Source organism: Bradyrhizobium sp. SZCCHNS3016, assembly GCF_032484535.1.
Lineage (GTDB): Bacteria > Pseudomonadota > Alphaproteobacteria > Rhizobiales > Xanthobacteraceae > Bradyrhizobium.
In genome coordinates this window covers 275,820-298,116 of record NZ_JAUETE010000001.1, presented here as the reverse complement: position 1 = coordinate 298,116, position 22,297 = coordinate 275,820, and the positions used below count along the sequence as shown (strand labels likewise).

The 22,297-nt window shown below is 64.6% G+C and carries 19 protein-coding genes; 11 read left to right on the top strand and 8 right to left on the bottom strand.

What is annotated here, in order from left to right; translation table 11 throughout:
* Positions 1-12 precede the first annotated feature (12 nt).
* From QW881_RS01400 to QW881_RS01385, 4 genes are all read left to right on the top strand, one after another.
* A complete protein-coding gene (locus QW881_RS01400; RefSeq protein WP_315754910.1) occupies positions 13-1,554 on the top strand; it encodes a sugar ABC transporter ATP-binding protein in 1,542 nt (513 codons plus the stop codon).
* Complete coding sequence (locus QW881_RS01395; RefSeq protein WP_315754908.1) at positions 1,551-2,531, top strand: ABC transporter permease; 981 nt, start codon at positions 1,551-1,553, stop codon at positions 2,529-2,531. The genes QW881_RS01400 and QW881_RS01395 overlap by 4 nt, the downstream gene beginning before the upstream one ends.
* Positions 2,528-3,508 (top strand): ABC transporter permease, encoded by a 981-nt coding sequence (locus tag QW881_RS01390; protein ID WP_315754905.1) that lies wholly within the window; start codon positions 2,528-2,530, stop codon positions 3,506-3,508. The genes QW881_RS01395 and QW881_RS01390 overlap by 4 nt, the downstream gene beginning before the upstream one ends.
* A 511-nt stretch (positions 3,509-4,019) precedes the next feature.
* Positions 4,020-4,934 carry a phosphatase PAP2 family protein gene (locus tag QW881_RS01385; RefSeq protein WP_315754903.1) on the top strand — a complete coding sequence of 305 codons (915 nt, stop codon included), beginning with the start codon at positions 4,020-4,022 and terminating at the stop codon, positions 4,932-4,934.
* 84 nt (positions 4,935-5,018) lie between these two features.
* Here the strand turns inward: QW881_RS01385 and QW881_RS01380 are convergent, their stop codons facing one another.
* From QW881_RS01380 to QW881_RS01350, 7 genes are all read right to left on the bottom strand, one after another.
* Complete coding sequence (locus QW881_RS01380) at positions 5,019-5,714, bottom strand: ABC transporter ATP-binding protein (RefSeq protein ID WP_315754901.1); 696 nt, start codon at positions 5,712-5,714, stop codon at positions 5,019-5,021.
* Positions 5,714-6,463, bottom strand: a complete 750-nt coding sequence (locus QW881_RS01375) for an ABC transporter ATP-binding protein (protein ID WP_315754900.1) — start codon at positions 6,461-6,463, stop codon at positions 5,714-5,716. Before QW881_RS01375 ends, QW881_RS01380 begins: the two co-directional genes overlap by 1 nt.
* The gene (locus tag QW881_RS01370; protein WP_315754898.1) at positions 6,460-7,752 is read right to left on the bottom strand and encodes a branched-chain amino acid ABC transporter permease; all 1,293 of its coding nucleotides are present in this window, start codon (positions 7,750-7,752) and stop codon (positions 6,460-6,462) included. The genes QW881_RS01375 and QW881_RS01370 overlap by 4 nt, the downstream gene beginning before the upstream one ends.
* The gene (locus QW881_RS01365; RefSeq protein WP_315736674.1) at positions 7,749-8,696 is read right to left on the bottom strand and encodes a branched-chain amino acid ABC transporter permease; all 948 of its coding nucleotides are present in this window, start codon (positions 8,694-8,696) and stop codon (positions 7,749-7,751) included. The genes QW881_RS01370 and QW881_RS01365 overlap by 4 nt, the downstream gene beginning before the upstream one ends.
* 117 nt (positions 8,697-8,813) lie before the next feature.
* Entirely contained in the window at positions 8,814-10,046 is a 1,233-nt protein-coding gene (locus QW881_RS01360; protein WP_315754896.1) for a branched-chain amino acid ABC transporter substrate-binding protein, read from the bottom strand.
* Positions 10,047-10,290: 244 nt separating this feature from the next.
* Entirely contained in the window at positions 10,291-11,562 is a 1,272-nt protein-coding gene (locus QW881_RS01355) for a serine hydrolase domain-containing protein (protein WP_315754894.1), read from the bottom strand.
* Positions 11,563-11,697: 135 nt separating this feature from the next.
* Positions 11,698-12,918 (bottom strand): ABC transporter substrate-binding protein, encoded by a 1,221-nt coding sequence (locus QW881_RS01350; protein ID WP_315754892.1) that lies wholly within the window; start codon positions 12,916-12,918, stop codon positions 11,698-11,700.
* 277 nt (positions 12,919-13,195) lie between these two features.
* Here QW881_RS01350 and QW881_RS01345 point away from each other — a divergent pair, with 277 nt between their 5' ends.
* Together QW881_RS01345 and QW881_RS01340 are read left to right on the top strand one after the other, a co-directional pair.
* Positions 13,196-13,888, top strand: a complete 693-nt coding sequence (locus QW881_RS01345) for a TetR/AcrR family transcriptional regulator (protein WP_315754890.1) — start codon at positions 13,196-13,198, stop codon at positions 13,886-13,888.
* A gap of 51 nt (positions 13,889-13,939) precedes the next feature.
* The gene (locus QW881_RS01340) at positions 13,940-15,985 is read left to right on the top strand and encodes an acetoacetate--CoA ligase (protein WP_315754888.1); all 2,046 of its coding nucleotides are present in this window, start codon (positions 13,940-13,942) and stop codon (positions 15,983-15,985) included.
* A 21-nt stretch (positions 15,986-16,006) separates the two neighbouring features.
* On the opposite strand, the gene QW881_RS01335 is transcribed toward QW881_RS01340, so the two are convergent.
* A complete protein-coding gene (locus QW881_RS01335; RefSeq protein WP_315754886.1) occupies positions 16,007-16,912 on the bottom strand; it encodes a ribonuclease Z in 906 nt (301 codons plus the stop codon).
* 235 nt (positions 16,913-17,147) lie between these two features.
* Between QW881_RS01335 and dinB the strand changes: the two genes are divergently transcribed.
* From dinB to chrA, 5 genes are all read left to right on the top strand, one after another.
* Positions 17,148-18,257 carry a DNA polymerase IV gene (gene dinB, locus QW881_RS01330; protein WP_316158069.1) on the top strand — a complete coding sequence of 370 codons (1,110 nt, stop codon included), beginning with the start codon at positions 17,148-17,150 and terminating at the stop codon, positions 18,255-18,257.
* 156 nt (positions 18,258-18,413) lie between these two features.
* Positions 18,414-18,692, top strand: coding sequence for a metal/formaldehyde-sensitive transcriptional repressor (locus QW881_RS01325; RefSeq protein ID WP_315754883.1), 279 nt, complete (start codon positions 18,414-18,416; stop codon positions 18,690-18,692).
* Between the two features lie 7 nt (positions 18,693-18,699).
* Positions 18,700-19,761 (top strand): nickel/cobalt efflux transporter, encoded by a 1,062-nt coding sequence (locus QW881_RS01320; protein ID WP_315754881.1) that lies wholly within the window; start codon positions 18,700-18,702, stop codon positions 19,759-19,761.
* A 216-nt stretch (positions 19,762-19,977) separates the two neighbouring features.
* Complete coding sequence (locus QW881_RS01315; protein WP_315755152.1) at positions 19,978-20,799, top strand: sulfurtransferase/chromate resistance protein; 822 nt, start codon at positions 19,978-19,980, stop codon at positions 20,797-20,799.
* Positions 20,796-22,187 carry a chromate efflux transporter gene (chrA, locus tag QW881_RS01310; RefSeq protein WP_315754879.1) on the top strand — a complete coding sequence of 464 codons (1,392 nt, stop codon included), beginning with the start codon at positions 20,796-20,798 and terminating at the stop codon, positions 22,185-22,187. Before QW881_RS01315 ends, chrA begins: the two co-directional genes overlap by 4 nt.
* Positions 22,188-22,297 lie beyond the last annotated feature (110 nt).

The window sequence follows — 22,297 nt, the reverse complement described above, 5'->3', positions numbered from 1 at the left end:
GAGGGAGCAAGCATGATCGCGGCCGAGCCGCTGTTTCGCGCCGAAGGACTGTCCAAGCGCTACGGCGGCGTGATCGCTCTCGACGGTGCGGACCTGGAGGTCCATCCCGGCCGCATCCACGCGATTCTCGGCGAGAACGGCGCCGGCAAGTCGACGCTGATCAAGCTCATGGTCGGCGTGGTCGCGCCGGACGAAGGCCGGATGACGCTTGAAGGACGCGCGGTCGCCTTCACCGGTCCTTCCGCGGCAAACGATGCCGGCGTCGTCTGCATCTTCCAGGAGCTGTCGCTGATTCCCGACCTGTCGGTCGCGGACAACATCATGATCTCTCATCCGCCGACGCGATTCGGAATGATCGATCGGCGAGCCCAGCGTCGACTTGCAGAGGAGGCGCTGCACCGCGCCGGCGCCGGCGACATTCATCCGCGTGCGCTGGTGAAGGACCTGCCGCTGTCGCGCCGGCAGATGGTCGAGATCGCGAAAGCGCTGTCGCGGCAGCCCAAGATCCTGATCCTCGACGAGGCAACCTCGGCGTTGACCGCTTCCGACGTGACCAAGGTGTTCAAGGTGCTGAAGCGCCTGCGCAGCGAGGGGCTGGCGCTGCTCTACATCTCCCACCGCATGCACGAGATCGCCGAGCTTGCCGATGAATGCAGCGTGTTCCGCAACGGCCGCCGCATTGCGACCTTCCCGGCCGGCACCAAAACGGATGCCGAAGTGATCGAGCTCATGATCGGCCGTGAGTACAAGCATGCCTTCCCGGAAAAGCCGCCGCGGAAAATCGATGGCCGGCCGCCCGCGCTGCAATGCAGGAGCATCAGTTGGGGCGACCGGCTGAAGGACATCTCGTTCTCGCTGCAGGCCGGCGAGATCATCGGTCTCGGCGGGCTCGACGGCCAGGGCCAGCGCGAGCTGCTGCTGGCGCTGTTCGGCGTGCTGCGGGACTGTCGCGGCGACATTCTGATCGACGGCAACAAGGTGACGATCGACAGCCCCGTCACCGCCAAGTCGGAGCGCATTGGTCTCGCGCTCATTCCGGAGGACCGCAAGACCGAAGGACTGATGCTGCCGATGTCGGTGCGCGACAATCTGTCGGCCGCCGCCTTCGACCGGTTCGCGACATTCGGCATCATCGACCGGCAGCGGCAATCGACGCTGATCGACGAGATGATCCGCCTGATCGAGATCAAGACCGCCTCCCCCGATCTCGCCGTCAGCGCGCTCTCCGGCGGCAACCAGCAGAAGGTCGTGATCGCGAAATGGCTGATGAACAAGCCGCGCATCATCCTGCTCAATGATCCGACGCGCGGCATCGATGTCGGCACCAAGCAGGAGATCTACCGGCTGCTGCGCCGGCTTGCCGACGAGGGCGCCGCGATCCTGCTCTATTCGACCGACTATGACGAGCTGATCGGCTGCTGCGACCGCGTGCTGGTGATGTACGATGGCGCGATCAGGCGCGAGCTCGCGGGCGCCGAGATCACCGAACGTGCGCTGGTCAGCAGCGCGCTCAACGTCGACGAGGGCGAGCGAGCGGAAGCGAGTCTGGCATGACCGAGTGGCGGTACTGGCTCTCCGAACAGCGCGGCACCCTGCTCGCGATCGGGATCTTCGTCGCGATGTTCGTGCTCTATGCGACCAATCATCCGGCCGGCTTCAGCGCCAACATGGTGCAGACCGCGGCCAACAAGGCGACGTTGCTGGCCTTTGTCGCGATGGCGCAGGCGATCGTGGTGATCACCGCCGGCATCGATCTGTCCGTCGGCATGATCCTGACCCTGACCAACTGCCTCGCATCCTGGATCGTGGTCGGCACCGCCACCGAGACCGCGCTCGGCGTGGCCGGCGTGCTCGGCACCGGCATCGTCTGCGGCATGATCAACGGTGCGATCGTGATCTTCGGGCGTCTGCAACCGATCGTGACCACGATCGCCACTGGCGCGATGTATTACGGGCTCGCGCTGTTCCTGCGACCCAATCCCGGCGGGTCCGTCAACGAGACGCTGGCGGATGCCCTGACCGGCAGGCTGTTCGGCGTGCTGCCCACGAGTCTCGTGGTTCTGGCTGTGACGGCGCTGCTGATCTGGGTGCCCTATAGCCGCTCGGTCGTCGGCCGCGCCGCGTTCGCGACCGGCTCCTCCGAGGTCGCAGCCTACATGTCCGGCGCGCCGATCCGCGCGGCCAAGTTTGTCGCCTACACCTTGGCCGGCCTATTGTCGGCGATCGGTGGCCTGTTCCTGACGTTCTTCTCGTATACCGGCGAGGCCGCCTATGCGAGCGGCAACGCCTACACCCTGTTCTCGATCGCGGCCGTGGTGCTCGGCGGCGTGTCGCTGATGGGCGGGCGCGGCAGCGCGATCGGGGCGATCTTCGGCGCCCTCGCGTTCCGCACCATCGGCGATCTCCTGTTCGTGTTCGATTTCGATCCGCTGTGGCAGCCGCTATTCCAGGGCCTCGTGCTGATGCTCGCGGTCTCGATCGGCGCGTTCGGCCTGGTGCGGGTGCGCAATCGGCTGGAGTGGTTCGGATGAGCGACGCAACGGCACCACGACCGGCCCATCGCGGGATCGCCATGCTGCGCCGGATCGATCCGGCGGTGGCGGCCTCCTTCGGCTGCATCCTGCTGTTGCTGCTCGTGGGCAGCCTCTATTCGCGCAGCTTCCTGTCGCCGGACTATCTGCTGCAGCAGTTGAAGGTCGCGAGCTTCCTGGGCGTGATCGCCACCGGGATGATGCTGGTGATCCTGCTCGGCCAGATCGATCTGTCGGTGCCGTGGGTCGTCACGACCGGTGCGATGATGGCCTGCGCGGCGGCCGCTCATGGCACGACCGGCGCCATCATCGCGATTCCCTGCGGCATTCTCTGCGGCGCCGCCATCGGTCTGTTGAACGGCATCGGCGTCGCCTATCTGCGCATCCCCTCGATGATCATCACCTTGGCGACCAACGCGGTCGCGCAAGGGCTGATGGTCGCCTACACCGGCGGCTTCGCGCCGCAGGATTCCGCCTCCAAGGCGATGCGCTATCTCGCCACCGGCAATATCGTTCCCGGCCTTCCCAATGCGGTGCTGGTCTGGGCGATCATCGGCGGCGCAGCGATCTGGCTGCTGTCGCGGACCACGTTCGGCCGCGCCATCTACGCCATCGGCAACCGCGAGCGCGCCGCCTATCTCTCAGGGATCGATACACGCCGCATCACCATGCTGGCGTTCGCGCTGTCGGGCGCCCTCTCCGCCTTCGGCGGCGTGCTGCTCGCGGGCTATGCCTCGAAGGCGGCGCAGTCGATGGGCGACGCCTATTTGCTGCCCTCGATCGCCGCCGTCGTGCTCGGCGGCACGCACATTCTCGGCGGCCGCGGCAGCTATCTCGGCACCGTCGCCGGCGTCGTGCTGATCACCCTGCTACAATCGATCCTGTCGGTGATGCAGATCAGCGAGGCCGGCCGCCAGCTGATCTACGGCGCCGTGATCATACTGATGCTCCTGATCTACGGCCGCCAGAAACTGTGATCGCACGCGACATCGCGACGGGGCGATCGGACGGAAGACGGCTGCACGGACAGCGACCGCGACCGGCCCTCCCGCAAGCCGGCCTGCGAGCTGCGGCGCATGCGACAGCACTACCACGGGTGGCTTCCCATGATGAATGGTGAAGACCCTTTACACGAGGACTGTGTCGACGCGAAAGCGGCTTCGTTTTCCGGACGTGAATGCGGTCTCGGCACAGCCGATACAGGATTCCAGGCTACGTTCAGTTAAGCATCTCCCCACGGTATCCCCGTATTTTACCCGCCGAGGTTGATTTCTTGGCCTGATTGGCCGTAACAAGACACCGACGGGAAACAAGTCAAAATCCATTGAAATGTGAGAGCGGACGACAATGTCGGACACCGCCGCCGGAGGTCTATTGCCTGATCTCAGCCACCGCTGGCTCCTGTGGACAAAGAGCGTCCTACGACGGCGCCATGAAGGCGGGGATGCAGCGACGGCCTGGGCCGTGTTCCGGTTCAACTGGGCTGTCATGACAGCACTTTGGGTGCTGTTCGGACTGTGCCTGATCTTTACGGACTTTCGCATCGAACCAATCGGCTACGTCGTCGTGCTGTCGACATCGGCCGCCTATGGTCTCATCGGCTACGCCAATGCACGGTCGGCCCAGCGTGCCAAACCCTGGATGTTCTCATTCCTGACCGGGATGGCCCAGACCACCCTGGCATCCACCGTGCTGGCGTCACTGTCCTACATTGCGACGGCCGCCAATCTGCCGCTTCAGGACGCCAACCTGCTCGCCCTCGATCGCGCCCTTGGCTTCGACTTTCGCGAGTACTTGTCGTTCGTCAATGACCGTCCGTGGGCCGTCTTGACCCTCGCATTCGGCTATCGATCCATTTCCTGGACGATCTGCATCATCGTCGTGGCCCTTCCCTTGTTGGGCCACTATCGCCGGTTTGCAGAGTTCAACCTCGCGATCAGCCTGACGCTGGCGCTGACATGCATCGTCACCTTGTTTGTTCCTGCACTCGGCGTGTACCACGCTCTGGAGCTACCACCGTCGGCCTACGCAAACCTCATTCCCCAAGCCTATTTCGACACGGCGCGCGAGGTGCCCTTGGTTCGCGACGGGACGCTGCGCCTGTTGGATACCAGCCATCTCGCGGGGATCGTGACCTTTCCGAGCTTTCACGCGGCGGCCGCGGTCCTCGACGGCTGGGCGCTGTGGTCGTTGCGCTGGTTGCGACCATTCAATGTCTTGATCCATGGCGCGATGTTGCTCTCGACCCCGATCGGCGGCGGGCATTTCCTCGTCGACATGATCGCCGGCATCGCGATCGCGATGTCGTCGATCGTCATCGCGCGTCTCGTTGCCCTGAGGCTGCGCGATCGCGACGCCTCGTTTCCGCGCGGCATGTTGGGACATCCAGCGCCTCAGACCTGAACTGATGGATTCGGGCACGGCGGGATGTCTGTGGCACATCTGCCCGAGCTGCATCGGCGAACGCGTGCCCGCAGTCCGCGCACCTCACACTTCAAGCCACTCCTGCCGGACCGCGGTGTTGGCCTTGAGCTGATCCGGCGTTCCTTCGAACACGACGCGGCCATGGCCCATGACGTAGACGCGCTTCGAGATCCGCATGGCGATCGAGAGCTTCTGCTCGACCAGCAGGATCGCGACGCCAGCTTCCGCAATCCGGGCGATCAGATCGCCGACCTGCTGCACGATCAGCGGCGCCAGACCTTCAGTCGGCTCGTCGATCATGATGAGGTCGGGGTCGCCCATCAGCGTCCGGCAGGTGGTCAGCATCTGCTTCTCGCCGCCCGACAAGACGCCGGCCGGCGTATCGGCGCGCGCGGCGAGATTGGGAAACATGTCGAGCATGTCCTGAAGGCGCCACTTCCCCGGCCGCCGCGTGTCCTTGATGCCGAGCACGAGGTTTTGCCGAACGGTGAGGCTCGGGAAGATGTCGCGATGTTCCGGCACATAGCCGAGCCCAAGGCGCGCGATCTTGTAGCTCGGCAGGCCGGCAATGTCCCTGCCCTTGAAGCGGATCGTCCCCTGCGGGCTGACCTCGCCCATGATCGCCTTCACGGTGGTCGAGCGGCCGACGCCGTTGCGGCCGAGCAGGCTCACGACTTCGCCCGCGGCGACGTCGAGGTCGACACCCTGGAGAATATGGCTCTTGCCGTAGTAAGCGTGGAGGTTCCTGACCTCGAGCATCAGTGGGCCTCCTCGCCGAGATAGGCTTCCCTCACCTTCGGGTCGCGACGGATCTCCTCCGGCGTGCCCGACGCGATGATGTGGCCGTAGACCAGCACCGAGATGCGATCGGCGAGGCCGAACACGACGCTCATGTCGTGCTCGACGATCACCAGCGTCCGTCCCTCGGTGAGCCGCCGGATCAACGACACGGCGCGCTCGGTTTCCGCGTGGCTCATTCCGGCCGTCGGCTCGTCGAGCATGACGACCGTCGCACCGCTCGCAATGGTGACCCCGATCTCCAGCTCGCGCTGCTCAGCATAGGTCAACAATCCCGCGGGAATGTCACGCCGATGCGTGAGATGGATGTCGTCGAGAATCTGGGCGGTCCGCTCCCGCACCTCCGGGAGACTGTCGACGTTCTTCCAGAACGCGTAGCGATGCCCGGTCGCCCACAGCACGGCGCACCGGACGTTCTCCCACACGGTCATGCGGGCGAACACGTTGGTGACCTGGAACGAGCGCGACAGGCCGCGCCGATTGATCTCGAACGGCCGCAGGCCCGAGATGACCTCGCCGTTCAGCCTCACCTCGCCGGAGGTCGGCTTGATGTGTCCGCTGATCAGGTTGAACGTCGTGGACTTGCCGGCGCCGTTCGGGCCGATGATGGCGTGGCGCTCGCCCTTGGTGACGCTGAGATTGAGGTCGCGGATCACGCCGACATTGCCGAAGCGCTTTTCGACGGCACGAACTTCGATCGCTGGGGTCATGCCAGATACCCCCGGTCGCGCGCCACGGTGGCGGCCCTGTCCCAGGCTCCGACAATCCGCTGCCACGTCCACCGCACGACGACGAAGCCGGCGACCAGCAGAATCGCGGCGACGCCCCATGTCGCCGGCGATTGCGGATTCAACGCCATGCCGAACAGGTTGATGGCGTCACCACCCGAATAGCGCGCGACCGTCTCGATGGTCAGGATGACGCCGTAGGCGAGCGCCGCGGTCGGCACGATGGCCACGAGATAGGACGGGATCACCATTCCGAGCGTTCCGGCACGGACCAGCGGCCGGTGCATCATCAGCAGACCGGCAATGCCCCCGGGTGAGAACATGACGATGCCGATGAAGATGATGCCGAAATAGAGCTGCCATACGCTGGTGAGGCTCGTCAGCCCGAGCTGGAGATAGGTCACCAGGATCGCGCCGAGGATCGGGCCGAAGAAGTAGGCCGTCCCGCCGATGAAGGTCGCGAACAGCACCAGGCCCGACTGGATTGCACCGAGATAGGCCGAATTCGCGATCTCGAAGCTGATCGCCGCGAGTCCGCCCGCGATGCCAGCGAAGAACCCGGCAAAACAATAAGCGAGATAGCGGACGACGTGCGGGTCATAGCCGATGAACTGGACCCGTTCGGGATTGTCGCGCACCGCATTGCTGATCCGCCCCAGGGGCGTCCGGGTCAGCGCATACATCGCGATTGCCGACAGCACCAGCCAGGCCGCGATCAGGTAATAGACCTGCAGCTGCGGGCCGAAGGTCCAGCCGAACATGCGCGGCAGAGCGGTGCGGTCGGTGGTGATGCCGGCTTCGCCGCCGAACACCGAGCGCAGGATCAGCGACGACGACGCCACGAGCTCGCCGATGCCGAGCGAGATCATCGCAAACACCGTGCCAGCGCGCTTGGTCATGACCCAGCCGAGGATGATCGCAAAGGCGAGGCCGCCCAGCCCGCCGAACAGCGGAATGAAGGGCAGCGGAATCGGCCAGCCATGCGCCACCACCGCGTTCATCATGTGACAGGCCGCGAAGCCGCCGAGGCCGTAGTGAACCGCGTGGCCGAACGACAGCAATCCGGTCTGACCGAGAAGGACGTTGTAGGAGAGCGCGAACACGATCGCGATCCCGATCAGGTTGAACGAGGTCAGCGATCCGCCCGAATTGAACAGCAGCGGCAGCACGATCAGCACGGCCACGCCGATCAGCCAGATGGCGTAGAAGCGGAGACGGGAGCCGGCGGGCTTTGCCGCGAGATGAGACGCGGAGGTGACTGCTGCGGTCATGATTCGCGAGTCCCCATCAGGCCCACGGGGCGCACGATCAGGACGAGCACCAGCAGCAGGTAGGGAACGATCGGCGCGACCTGCGCGATCGTCACGTTCCAGATGTCGGTGAGCACCGATGGCCCTGCGGAGGGATCGAGCGGTCCGAAGGCGCTCGCCAGCGAGCCGTTCAACGCGACGGCGAAGGTCTGCACCAGGCCGATCACGAGCGAGGCGATGAAGGCGCCCGGCAGCGAGCCGAGGCCGCCGAACACGATCACCACGAACAGGATCGGCCCGAGTGCGGCGGCCATGTCGGATTGCGTGACCAAGGCGGGACCGGCGATGACGCCGGCAAGGCCGGCCAGCGCGCTGCCGACCCCGAACACCACCATGAACACGCGTCCGACATTGTGGCCGAGATGGCCCACCATGTGGGGATGGGTCAACGCCGCCTGCACGATCAGGCCGACCCGGGTGCGCTTGAGCACGATCAGGAGCACCACGAAGATCGTCACCGATACCGCCAGCATGAAAAGCTTGTACGCCGGATAGTTGGTCGAGAAGATCGTGAACGCGGGAAAGTCCAGCAGCGCCGGCACGCGATAGTCGAGCGGGGTCCTGCCCCAGATCATCGAGACGATCTCCTCGATGGCGAATGCGAGGCCGAAGGTCAGCAGCAGCTCGGCGACGTGGCCATGCTTGTGCGTGTTGCGCAGACCATAGCGCTCGACCGCCATGCCGATGGCCCCGACCAGCAGCGGCGCGAGCAGCAGGGCCGGCCAGAAGCCGACCCACTTCGTGAGCTGGAAGCCGAAGAAGGCGCCGAGCATGTAGAAGCTGGCGTGAGCAAAATTGAGCACCCCCATCATGCTGAAGATGACGGTCAGCCCGCTCGACAGCAGGAACAGCAGCATGCCGAACAGCACGCCGTTGAGGGTCGAAATGACGATGAGTTCAAGCACGGCGCACTCGCGAATGTCCCGGGCTTCAATGCCCTGCCGCTCATTCTCCGACGGACCGACGCACGGCCGGCGCCACTTCCCGCACGCTGACCTCGTGCGGGAAGCCGGCGCGGATCGTTACGGACGCGCCATCTTGCACGTCGTCGACACCATGGCCTGGGGCGTATCGACCCTGGAGACCAGGTGCCATCCCCAGCCGGTGTTCTCCTCGTCGAACGTCTCGTTCGCCGCGAGCTTGCCGAAGGACGAGACGTAGATCGGCTGCAAGAACTGGTGATCATCCTTGCGCATGAAGCCGGTGCCGCCATCCAGCACCTCGAGCTTGAGGTCCTCGAGCGCGGCCGCGACCTTCACCGGGTCGATGGAGTTGGCCTTCTCGGCCGCCGCCTTGAACATGCGCATCTCGTTGACCGCGCGCGGGTACCACAGCGACATGTTGACCTTGGCGCGGAACGCCTTCTCGTAGTCCATCGCGGCCTGATGGCCCGAATTGGCGAAGCCTTCGGTCAGTTGGAAGACCTGATGATCCAGGCCCGTCTGCTTGATGGCGGTCGGGCCGCCGGCGCCGCCCGCATAATAGGTGTACCAGTTGACCTTCAGGCCGGCATCGGCGGCGGCCTTGAGCAGCAGCGCGATGTCCTGGCCCCAATTGCCGGTGATGACGCTGTCGGCGCCGGACGCCTTGATCTTGGCAATGTAGGGCGAGAAGTCCGTGATCTTCAGCAGCGGATGCAGCTCGTCGCCGACGATCTGGACATCGGGCCGCTTCGCCGCCAGCATCTTGCGCGCATCGCTGCGGACCGACTGGCCGAACGAATAGTCCTGATTGATCAGATACACCTTCTTGATGGAAGGGATGTCCTTCATGTAGTTGGTGAGCGCCTCCATCTTGATGTCCGAGCTGGCGTCCCAGCGGAAATGCCAGTAGCTGCATTTCTCGTTGGTCATGCTCGGGTCGACGGCGGCATAGTTGAAGTACAGCACTTCCTTGCCGGGGTTGCGCGTGTTGTGCTTGTTGACGAAATCCTCCAGCGCGAGCCCGACGGACGATCCGTTGCCTTGCGTGATGTAGCGGACGCCGGCGTCGATCGCCTTCTGGGCCTGGACCAGGCTCTCTTGCGGATTGGTCTTATTGTCGAACGGCACGATCTCGACCTTATGGCCGAGAATGCCGCCCTTGGCGTTGAGCTCGTCGGCCAGATACTGGAACGTCTTCAGGCCCCCCTCGCCGATACTGGCGCCGCCGCCGGACAGCGGATCGATATAGCCGATCTTGACGGTGTCCTCGGCTTGCGCGGCGTGACCGAGCATCGGGACGATCAGGGCAATGGCCAAAGTTAACTTGCGCATAGTCTTGTTTCCTCGCGGGCTGTCGACTTCAGTCGATCGATGCGCATGATCGCGCAATTTGAAGAAGCACTGAGCAGAATAACGGCCGGATGACAAGCTCGGCATGACATGAACGCATGTCGCCGCTCCGGCAATGTGAGGAAAGGCGGCTCGCCGCTGATCGGACGTTTCATTCGGCGGAATGTCGGCGTCCACATCCTGGACGAATCCGCCCGACACGCGGGGGTGACAAGCGCTGCCCCGGTCATGTCGCTTGTTCCACAATGTGGGACAACGCGGCGTAGGTTCCACGCTGATAGACGGGAAGAGCACGGCGGCCGGCAGCGCCGCGCCCGGTGGCAATCGTGGCCCCTGTCCCCGCCGAGACCGGCACTTGATGCTGGATCAGATAGATCATGATCAGGTCATTGACGGGATCGGCCTGCCACCAGGTGCCGAAGATGCCAGGCCAGGTCATCGAGCCCGGTGCGCCGCAGGCATAGGGATTGCCGATGGAATCCTCGGCGATCGCAAGTCCGAGCCCAAATCCGGAGGTCTGCCACAGCGGCATGCCGGCGAAGGAAATCTGGCGCTGCCCATCGGTCAGCCGATTGGTCCGCATCAGCTCCACGGTTGCGGGCCGCAGCAACCTGACGCCGTCCAGTTCGCCTCCTCTCAGCAGCATGCGCGCGAACCGATGATAATCGGGCGCGGACGAGATCAACCCGCCGCCGCCCGGCGTATAGGCCGGCGGCTCGTCATACATGACCGGCTCGACCTTCGCGAGCCGCCCCGCCGTCTCGTCATATCCGTACAGGCTCGCCAGACGATCTCGCTTGGCGTGCGGCAACCAGAAGCCGCTGTCGGCCATGCCGAGCGGCGCGAAGATGCGCTCCTGCAGCACCTGCCGAAGCGGCTTGCCTGCGACCCGGCCGATCAGGAAGCCGAGCACGTCGGTCGAATGACCGTAGTGGAAGCGGTCGCCGGGCTGATACGCCAGCGGCAGCGTGCCAAGCGCAGCGAGCCATTCGTCGGGCGTGGACCGGTTCATCGCGGGATCACCGAGCGCGCGCTCATAGGTTAGCTTGAGCGGGCCTTCCGAGAAGAACGCATAGGCGATGCCCGAACGGTGCGTGAGCAGATCCTCGACGGTGATCGCGCGCCGGGCGGGCACGGTATCGTCGAGCGGGCCGGCGGCGTCACGCAGGACCCGCAGATCGGCCAGCTCTGGAATCCACCGGGAGATCGGGTCCGCCAAGGCGATCCTGCCTTCCTCGACCAGCATCATCGCCGCCACCGAGGTGATCGGCTTGGTCATCGACGCGATCCGGAACAACGTATCCGGGCGCATCGGGCTCTTGGTTTCGACATCGCGCCAGCCGATCGTCTCGGCATGAACGATCTCGCCGCCGCGCGAGGTGAGAGACACGATGCCGGCGAGCTCGCCGCGATCGACGAATGCGGCGAGTTCCGGGCCGATCGCCGCAAGCGCCGCAGGATCGAAGCCGCGACGGCGGCAGACGGCTTCACTGGTCATGAGCGGCGCTCCGATGGACAGGGGTCAGCTTTCGGCCACCGGCCTTCGCCGCGGCACCGTGACGGCAAAGCAGAGGCCGCGGGATGGCCGGGCGCATAAGCAGCGCCCGATCAGGCCGTGGCCCGGTGAGAAGCTTCAGTCCGCCTTGAAGTCGTCGGTCAGGATCGGCCCCGATATGATCCAGCGCTGACCATCGAATTTCATCATCTGGAATTGCTTGCTGATGCGGTAGTCATCGGGAGTCGTCGTCACCGACATTCCCGGCAGCCCGAGATCGGGAACGAAGCCCTCGATGTTGGTCGCCTGCTTCATGATGTTGGCGCGCGTCAGCTCGTCGCCGCATTGCCTGAGAATGTGGACGAGCAGAGCGGCCGTCGAGTAGCCATAGGTCGCAAAGCCGCTGCTGGCGTCCTCGCCGGGCGCGTATTTCGCCATGAACGCCTTGTAGCGTTTCATGCCCTCGTCATCGGCCCATTGCGGATCGAGCGGATCCTTGCCGTAGGCGACCGAGATGATGTCCCTGGCATTCTCGAGCCCCCCAGGCACGAGCACCTGACCGACCGCCGTCGCGTTGACCTCCAAGATGTGGACGGGCTTCCAGCCGAGCTCGGCCGCCTTCCTGATCGATTGCGCCGCGAATTTCGGCGTCGACATGTTGTAGAAGAGGTCGGCGCCCGATGCCTTCAGCGTCACCAACTGGGAATCGACCGTCGGGTCGGACAGCTCGTAGGACAGCTCCTTCACGATCATGCCGGCCTTGGCGCCGAGCCCGTCCTTCAGGCCCTTGACGTAGTCTTTGCCGAGGTCGTCGTTCTGATAGAGGATGCCGATCTTCGCGTTCGGATAGTTCTCCAGAATGTATCTTGCGTAGATGTGCGCTTCCGACTGGTAGTTCGGGTTGGCGGAGATCGTCCACGGAAAGTTCTTGGGATCGGTGAAGCGGGACGCTCCGCTTCCCGCTAGAAGCTGCGGAACGCCCTTGCTGTTCAGATATTTCTGGACCGCGGCATTCGGCGGCGTGCCGATGATCTGGAACGTGGTCAGCACCTCGTCGCTTTCAACCAGCTTGCGCACCTGCTCGACGGTCTTCGGCGGGCTATAGGCGTCATCGTATTGAATGAGGTTGATCTTGCGACCGTTGACGCCGCCCTGCTCGTTGATCATGCGGATATAGGCCGCCTCCGCCTTGCCGATGGCACCGAAAGCGGAAGCCGGCCCGCTGAGTGGATTGGTCTGGCCGATCTTGATCTCGGTGTCGGTCGCGCCGACGTCGTATTTCTTCTGCGCGAACGCCGGGGCTGAAAGGGCCACGCCGAGCATCAGCACGGCAGCCGCCGTCGACTCGATCGTTGTCATGTGTCCTCCCGTGAGCGGCTGATCGATCGCCAGCCGATTGTTGATGACGTCAGCGCACGTCGAGAGGGGCAGCCCGCGCTGCCCACCTGCTCTGCGATCACTTTCGTCACGCTGCGACACCTACCGTCCGGTCGACCTCCGGTCAAGTTCATTAATTTAGCACTAAATGAAATTGTTGGAACGCCGAAGTCTTGCTTGACCGGGCGCGCCCACCCCCTCATCGTCAAAACACCAACGGTGCCGTTCCTGTGTGCGCCGATCAGGGACCATGGAGAGCATGCCAGCACAGCCGAAACCCGAGGGGCGCCGCACGCGCGCGGAACAGCGCGCGACGACGGTGAAGCTGATCCTCGACACCAGCGAGGAGCTGTTCGCGCAGCTCGGCTATTTCGGCGTGACGATCAAGGATGTGGCGGAGAAGATGGGCATCCATCCTGCGCTGATCCATTACTACTTCGAGGGCAAGAGGGCGTTGTTCGATGCCGTGTTCGAACGCCGCATGGAATACGCTGTCACGGTGCGCACGGCCGGGCTGGATGCCTACGAGGCCAAGGTCGGAGATCGTCCGACCGTTGAAGGCGCGCTGCGTGCCTATTATGACGGCGCGTTCGACGTCTACGTCAACGAAGAGGACAACTGGCGACACTTCGGCCGCATCTTCGCGCAGGTCGCCAACGCGCCGGGCTATGGCGTGGAGATGATGGACACCTATCTCGATCCGCTGGTGCTGCGTCTCATCGGGCTGCTGCAGAAGGCGTTGCCCGACGCCAGGCCTGAGGACCTGTTCTGGAGCTTCCAGTTCACCTCCGGCGCCTACTCGCTGATCCTGTCACGGACCGGCCGGATCGACCGCCTGTCCGGCGGCCTGTGCAAGTCCGACGATTTCGCCGCGGTCCGCGAGCGGTTCGTGACCTTCATGGCCGGGGGCTTCAACGCGCTCTACAAGCGGCGGAAGCAGAAGTCGAAATGAGCGCCTCTTGGCGTCTCCTGGCCGTACCACGCAAACAAGCCGGAACGAATGATGATAGCTCCCTACGTCCCGCAAATGGCTCTCTATCGGCAATGGCTGAGGGACAATCGCGGCCTCCACTTCGAGAACTTCGAGCCGATGCGGCAATGGTCCATCCGCGACCTCGACGGATTCTGGCGCAGCATCTGGGACTATCATGACCTGCAGTCGCCGACCGCGTTTTCGACCGTCCTCGGCAAGCGCACGATGCCGGGAGCGGTCTGGTTTCCGGGCGCTTCGGTCAACTACGCCCAGCAGGTCTTTCGTCACGTCGACGCCGCCGATGCGGCGGGCCTGCCTGCGATCATCAGCAGTCACGAGGACGGCAGGCTCACGGAGACGACCTGGCCCGAGCTTCGGCGAAAGGCAGCCGCCCTGGCGCTGCATCTGCGCGAGCAAGGCGTGGCGCCCGGCGACAGGGTCGCCGCCTATCTGCCCAATATACCCGAAGCCATCATCGCGTTTCTCGCTTCGGCGAGCATTGGCGCGATCTGGAGCGTTTGCGCGCCCGACATGGCCGCGCCCGCCGTGATCGACCGGTTCAAGCAGATCGAACCCAAGGTGCTGATCGCCTGCGATGCGGTCACCTATGCCGGCCGCCGGCACGATCGCCGCGGTGTCGTCGAGGAGCTGCGCCGGTCGTTGCCGACACTCGGTCACGTCATCCTGCACAGTGACGATGCCGGCGCGCAGGTGAGCGACGGGGTTCGTCTCTCGGACATTCTGGCAAGAACAAGCCCTGGCATCGATGCCTTCGAACCGGAGTGGCTTCCGTTCGATCATCCGCTCTGGATCGTCTATTCGAGCGGCACCACCGGGCTGCCGAAGCCGATCGTGCATGGTCACGGCGGAATCATCATCGTCACACTCGCCCTCCTCGGGCTGCACAACGACATCGGCTGCTCGTATCAGCCAAATTCGTTCGGCGAGCGCTATCACTGGTATAGCTCGACCGGCTGGATCATGTGGAACAACCAGGTCGGCGCGCTTCTGAACGGGACCACGTGCTGCATCTTCGACGGCAGCCCCGCCGGACCGAAGGATCGTCCGGACTGGACCACGCTGTGGCGATTCGTGGCGAATTCAAAATCCACCTTCTTCGGCGCGGGCGCGGCGTTCTTCGCGAACTGCGTCAAGGCGGACATCAACCTGGCCGACGCGGGCGATCTGTCCCATCTGCGTTGCCTCGGGTCCACCGGCTCGCCGCTCAGCGCCGACACGCAGGCCTGGTTCGATCAGCGGTTCGCGGCGCTGTCGCAGGTCAATGGCAGCCGGGCGCAGGCGCAAATGTGGTGGGCCAATATTTCGGGCGGCACCGACTTCGCCGGCGCCTTCATCGGCGGCAATCGCGAATTGCCGCAGGTGCCCGGAACGATGCAGTGCCGCGTCCTCGGTGCAGCGGTCGAGGCCTTCAACGACCAGGGCAAGGCCGTCATCGGCGAAGTCGGAGAGCTCGTCTGCACCGCGCCGATGCCGTCGATGCCGCTGCGGTTCTGGAACGACGACGGCGATGCGCGCTATCTCGCAAGCTATTTCGACGCCTTCGAGACGCGCGAGGGCGGGCCGGTCTGGCGGCACGGCGACTGGCTCAAGGTCGATCCGGACGGCTCCTGCGTGATCTATGGTCGTAGCGATGCGACCATCAATCGCCACGGGCTGCGCATGGGGACGAGCGAATTGTACTCGGCCATCGAAGCGCTGCCGGAGATCCTCGATTCGCTGGTCGTCGATCTCGAATATCTCGGCCGAGACAGCTACATGCCGCTGTTCGTGGTCCTGCGCGACGGCGTCGCGCTCGATGCGGCGATGAAGCGGAAGATCAACATGGCGGTGGAAGGCAGCCTGTCGCGACGCTTCGTGCCTGACGACATCTTCGCGGTTGCCGAGATCCCGCGCACGCTGTCCGGCAAGAAGCAGGAGCTCCCGATCAAGAAGCTCCTGCTCGGGCAGCCCCTCGACAAGGTCATCAACCGCGATGCGATGGCCAATCCCGGTTGCCTCGACTGGTACATCGCGTTCGCCCAGAGCCGTTTGCAGAGCGGCTCAGGTGCGACGTAGCAGACGTGCCCGAACGAGCCGCTAGACCACCATCCGGTCGAAATCGATCGCGACACGGCTGTCAGGAAAGATCTCCCGCGCCTCGGCGAGGATCTCCTCGTCGGGATAGCGGCCGGAGATGTGGTTCAGGACGAGCTGCCTGACGTTGCTGGACGCCGCGAGGCCGGCGGCCTCCGCGGCCGTCAGGTGGCCGTAGTCGCGAGCCATGGCAGAATCGCGCCGGAGGAAGGTCGCCTCGATCACGAGCATGTCCGCGTCGCGGACGTGCTCGTGCAGACCCTCGGTCGTTTCCGCATCGCCGACGATGACGAGCTTCTTCGGTCCCTGCGGAGGCCCCAGAACATCCTCGGGATCGATGGTTCGGCCATCCTCCAGCGTGACCGGCCGGCCCTCCGCCAAGGCCTTCCGCACGGGCCCATCGGGCACGGCGAGCGCTGCCAGACGCTCTGGCAGCAGATGGCGGCGCGCTCGACTCACAAATTCGAAGCCGAAGCCGTCGGTGTCGCGGTGCCGGACGGGAAAGCAGTTGATCGTGAACTCACCGGCTTCGAGAACCTCGCCGCGCCTGAGCGGTACGAACTCAAGCGGGATCGGCGCGCGGCCCTCGCCCCACAGCCCCGCGAGCATTCGGACCACCACATCGAGCGTGCCGGGGCTGCCGTGGACGCGCATGATGTCAGCGCTCCTGCGCAGCCGCAGGGTGGAAAACAGTCCGGGAATACCGAGGACATGGTCGAAATGGCCGTGGGTGAGCAGGATCCGATCGAGCCGCCGAAAGCCTGCCCCACCGCGGAGCAACTGACGCTGGATCCCCTCGCCGCAATCGACGAGAATGCGACGCCGGCCTGCTCGAACCAGAAGGCCGGGATGATTGCGGTCCGCGGACGGAACGCTCGCCGAGGTCCCCAGAAACGTGAGCTCGAACATCACAGCCGGGCTCAGGCAAAATTCGCTCGCGGCGTCGAGACCCGTTTTGACAACGGATCCCGGCTGCGCTGCTTCGTTTCAATCACCGTAGGCCATCCTTTTCTGAGCGCTTTTCCGTAGCCGCCGTTTGAGGGCCTGACGGGCAGATCTCATCGCAACGCCGCCGTCAAAGGGACGTCGCAGGCAGCGCTCGGGCCGGGCAGACTTCATCGCCACGCTCTGATAGAGCTTGGCGATGCCAAGCTCCGGTCCGAAACAGGATGCCGCGCCGCCGGCCATTCGCAAGATCATCCACATCGACATGGATGCATTCTATGCGTCGGTCGAGCAGCGGGACAATCCCGAGCTGCGCGGCAAACCCGTGGCCGTCGGCGGATCGCGCGAGCGCGGCGTCGTGGCAGCCGCGAGCTATGAGGCTCGGGCGTTCGGCGTGCGCTCGGCCATGCCGTCGGTGACGGCAAAACGCCAGTGCCCGGACCTGATCTTCGTCAAGCCGCGCTTCGAGGTCTACAAGACCATCAGCCAGCAGATCCGCGCCATCTTCGCCGAGCACACGCCGATCATCGAACCTCTGTCGCTGGACGAGGCCTATCTGGACGTCACCGAAAACCTTCAAGGCATTCCGCTGGCGCGCGACATCGCCTTGCAGATCCGGGCCAGGATCAAGGCCGAAACTGGACTCAATGCCTCCGCGGGAATCTCCTACAATAAGTTCCTCGCAAAGCTGGCCTCGGACCATCGCAAGCCCAATGGCCAATACGTCATTTCTCCGGAGATGGGTCCAACCTTCGTGGAGGGGCTGCCGGTCGGCAGGTTTCACGGCATTGGCCCGGCGACCGCTGCGAAATTCAACGCGCTCGGAATTCATACCGGCCTCGACATCCGCAATCAGACCCTGCCCTTCCTCCAGCAGCACTTCGGCAAAGCAGGCAACCACTACTATTGGATCTCGCGCGGAATCGACAATCGCCCGGTCCGAGCCAATCGCATCCGAAAATCCGTCGGCGCCGAAAACACCTTCTCGACGGACCTGACGGAATTCGAGCCGATGCTGGCGGAGCTGCAGCCCCTGATCGACAAGGTCTGGCAGCATTGTGAAACCAGCGGCAACCGAGGCCGGACGGTCACGCTGAAGGTCAAGTTCGCCGACTTCGACATCATGACGCGCAGCAGGTCCGTCGCCCACGCGGTCGGAAGTCGCGAGGATCTGGCGCGGTTGTCCGTTGCGCTCCTGCAGAGCGAGATGCCGTTGCCCAAGCCGGTGCGGCTCCTCGGCGTTTCGCTGTCATCCTTGCAGCAGCAGAATGACGCCGGGGCGGACGCACAGCTGCCCTTGCTGATCTGAGGCGGGCTGGGCGGCCCGATCATGCGTCGACCGGCGGACACACGTCGCCCATGTCGAGCCGGGCTGGCTCGAGAAGCGCGCCTGCCATGGGCGAACGACCGGTCGGGGTCACGGAGTCCTGTTGACCTATATAGGGTACCCCCCTATCTTATGGCAATGTCGCACACGATCAAACACAAGTCGAAGCTGCTTGCGCGCGTCCGGCGCATCAAAGGACAGATCGATGCCGTGGAACGGGCGCTGGACGCGGAGCTGGGCTGCGCCGACGTCCTCATGCTGGTCGCGTCGGTCAGGGGCGCAATCGCAGGACTGACCACCGAGCTGCTGGAGGATCACATCCGCCACCATGTCGTCGATCCGGCGCATGAAAAGGATCCTGACAAGGCCAAGGGCGCCGCGGACCTCATCGAAGTGGTTCGAACCTATCTGAAATGACACTCGCATGACCGACCTGTCTCAACTTCTGCAACAAGGCAGCGCGAACGCCTGGCTGTTCGTCCCCAGCGCCATCGTTCTGGGTGCGCTGCACGGGCTCGAGCCGGGTCACTCCAAGACCGTGATGGCTGCGTTCATTGTCGCGATCCGAGGAACCGTTTTTCAGGCCGTGCTGCTCGGCCTGTCGGCAACCCTCTCCCACACCGCGATCGTGTGGGTGATCGCGCTGGCCGGGCTTCACTTTGGCCAGGAACTCTCCGGGGCGCGGAGCGAAGCCTATCTGCAACTGATCTCGGCCGTCGTCATCATCGGCATCGCCGTGTGGATGGTCTGGCGCACGTGGCGGGATAAGAATGAACATCACGGTCATCATCATCACGACGCGCCGACATCCGTCGTGCTGACCGGACGTACGTTGTTGCTCGAGATCTTCGAAGACGGCGTGCCGCCACGCTGGCGAGTCCGGACCGAGTCCGGCGCGCTCCCTCCGGCCGGCGAACTCCAGCTCACGACCATTCGCGGCGACGGCGACGCGCAGAGCTTCAGCTTCCGCGCCGCAAGCGATTACCTGGAGAGCATCGAGGAGATTCCCGAGCCGCACGCGTTCAAGGTACGGCTTGCGCTTGCGGGTGACACTGCCGAGATCCTGTTCGAGGAACATGGGCACGATCACATGGATCTCGGCGATGAGGACGATGCCCACGCACGCGCCCATGCGGACGACATTCGAAAGCGCTTTGCAGGACGCACGGTCACGACCGCGCAGATCGTCGCCTTCGGTCTCACAGGCGGGTTGATCCCCTGCCCCGCCGCCATCACCGTCTTGCTGCTCTGCATCCAATTGAAGCAGTTCGCCCTCGGCTTCATTCTGGTGCTGTGCTTCGGCATCGGTCTGGCGATCACGATGGTCTCGGTTGGCGTTGTGGCGGCCCTTAGCCTGCGGCACGTCGAGCGGCACTGGAGCGGGCTCAGTCGCTTCGCCCGCCGTGCGCCCTACGTCTCGGCGGCTCTGATCGTGCTCGTCGGGGTCTATACGGGGTGGCTGGGTCTGCACGAATTCATCACGTAAGGCCCGCGATCCGGGATCCAGCCGGACAGGGAGGGGTCAGCGCATCACCTCCGGCGGAGCGACTAAGATCCGCCCCGGCCCTACATCGATCATTCCCGGCCAATGCGGCGGGTTGACAGCGGACCCATCCAGCGCTTTATTTCGCTTACGGGGATGTGCGATCTCCCCGCGAGGCGACATGCCCAAGAATCGCGTCCTGGTCACCAAGGGCGCAGCATGTCATCATCATACACCTCGATATCATCCGAAAAATTGTCTCGACTGATCGGCACGGCGACTTCGCCACGGCTCGTCGACGTGCGTGTCGACGAGGATTTCGCCGCCGACCCACGCCTCATCCCCGGCGCGGTACGGCGCTCCCATCTCGACGTCCAGCAATGGGCACCGAACTTCACCGGCCAATCGGTTGTCGTGATCTGCCAGAAAGGCAAGAAGCTGAGCGAAGGCACCGCGGCCTGGCTCCGGTGCAGCAACGTCGCAGCCGAGGTCCTCGAGGGCGGGCACGTCGGCTGGAAGGAGTCCCAACTCCCGACCGTGCCAGCCGACAGAATTCCGAGCAGGGATGACCGCGGCCGCACCGTCTGGGTCACGCGATCACGCCCCAAGATCGACCGCATCGCCTGTCCATGGCTGATCCGTCGCTTCGTCGACCCCGCCGCGGTCTTCCTGTTCGTGACGCCGGCCGAAGTCGAAGCCGTCGCCGAGCGTTTCCAAGCCACTCCCTTCGACATCGAGAATGTCTTCTGGAGCCACCGCGGCGAGCTTTGCACCTTCGACGTCATGGTCGAGGAGCTCGGTCTGCGGACACCACCCTTGGAACGACTCGCCACGCTGGTGCGTGCCGCGGATACGGCGCGACTTGATCTCTCGCCCGAGGCTCCTGGCCTCCTTGCCGCTTCACTCGGCCTGTCGCGAATGTATGACGACGATCTGGAGCAGCTGAGCGCCGGCCTGCTGCTCTATGATGCCTTCTACCGCTGGTGCCGCGACGCCACGAAGGAGGCGCACAACTGGCCGACCAGCAAGGTGAAGTCATGACGGACGTCGCAGCATCCCGGAAGCCGGTCGCGGCGGAGCACGCCCACGGCATCTCCTTCAATGAGGCGCTTCTCGTCTGGATCCGCGTGGCCGTGCTGAGCTTCGGCGGCCCCGCCGGTCAGATCGCGGTCATGCATCGCATCCTCGTCGAGGAGAAGAACTGGATCTCGGAGAGCCGCTTCCTGCACGCCCTGAACTACTGCATGCTGTTGCCCGGCCCGGAGGCGCAACAGCTTGCGACCTATATCGGCTGGCTGCTGCACCGGACCACGGGCGGCATCGTCGCAGGAACGCTCTTCGTTCTGCCCGGCATCTTCGCCATCATGGGCCTCAGCTACATCTATGCAGCCTATGGCAATGTCGGCGTCGTCGAAGCCTTGTTCTTCGGCCTCAAGGCGGCCGTGCTGGCGATCGTGATCCAGGCCGTCGTCCGCGTCGGCAAGCGTGCGCTGCGCAATCGGATCATGATCGGACTGGCGACCGCAGCCTTCGTCGCGATCTTCTTCTTCGGGGCGCCGTTTCCGATCATCGTCATTGCCGCCGGAGTCATCGGCTTCGTCGGTGCCCGCCTCGGCCGGCCGGAGTTCGCAGCCCTCGCGCACGGCGGCAAGAGCGCCGGCGCGATCGACAGCATGCTCGGCGAGGCCGTGCCGGATCACGTCCGTCCGAACGCTTCGCGCGCGCTGCGCGTGGCCGCCGTCTGGCTCGCGATCTGGCTCGTCCCCGTCTTCGCACTGCTGATCCTGCTAGGGCCGAACGACGTCTTCGGCCAGATCGCGATCTTCTTCAGCAAGATGGCGATGGTGACGTTCGGCGGCGCCTACGCCGTGCTCGCCTACGTCGCGCAACAGGCTGCGGAGTACTATCACTGGGTTGCTCCGCGCGAGATGCTCGACGGCCTCGGCATGGCGGAGACGACTCCCGGTCCCCTGATCATGGTCGTCCAGTTCGTGGGCTTCATGGCCGCGTTCCGCGGGGCCAGCGGACTGTCTCCCATGCTCGCCGGCACGCTGGGCGGACTGCTGGCGACGTGGGTGACGTTCGCGCCCTGCTTTCTCTGGATCTTCGTCGGCGCGCCCTACATCGAGGCCTTGCGGGGAAACAAGGCGCTCGGCGGCGCGCTCTCGGCCATCACCGCCGCCGTCGTGGGCGTGATTCTCAATCTGTCGATCTGGTTCGCGCTGCACACCCTCTTCCGCGAGACCTTTCCGATCCAGGGATTTGGACTGTCATTCGACGCGCCCCGGCCGATGAGCATCGACCTGCCGGCCGTTGTCCTGTCGGTTGCGGCCGCTACGGCCATTTTCCGCTTCAACGTGGGAATGCTCGTCGTGCTCGCCGCCTCGTGCATCGCGGGCATCCTGATGCGCTTTGCGGGCGTCATCTGAACGGCTGTGACGGCCGCGGGATGCGCGAGCGCCGATCTGGCATGTCCCCTCCCTCGACCCACGCGCGATCCTGTGGCAAGTCTGGACGACGCCGATGTGGCGCAGCCGGA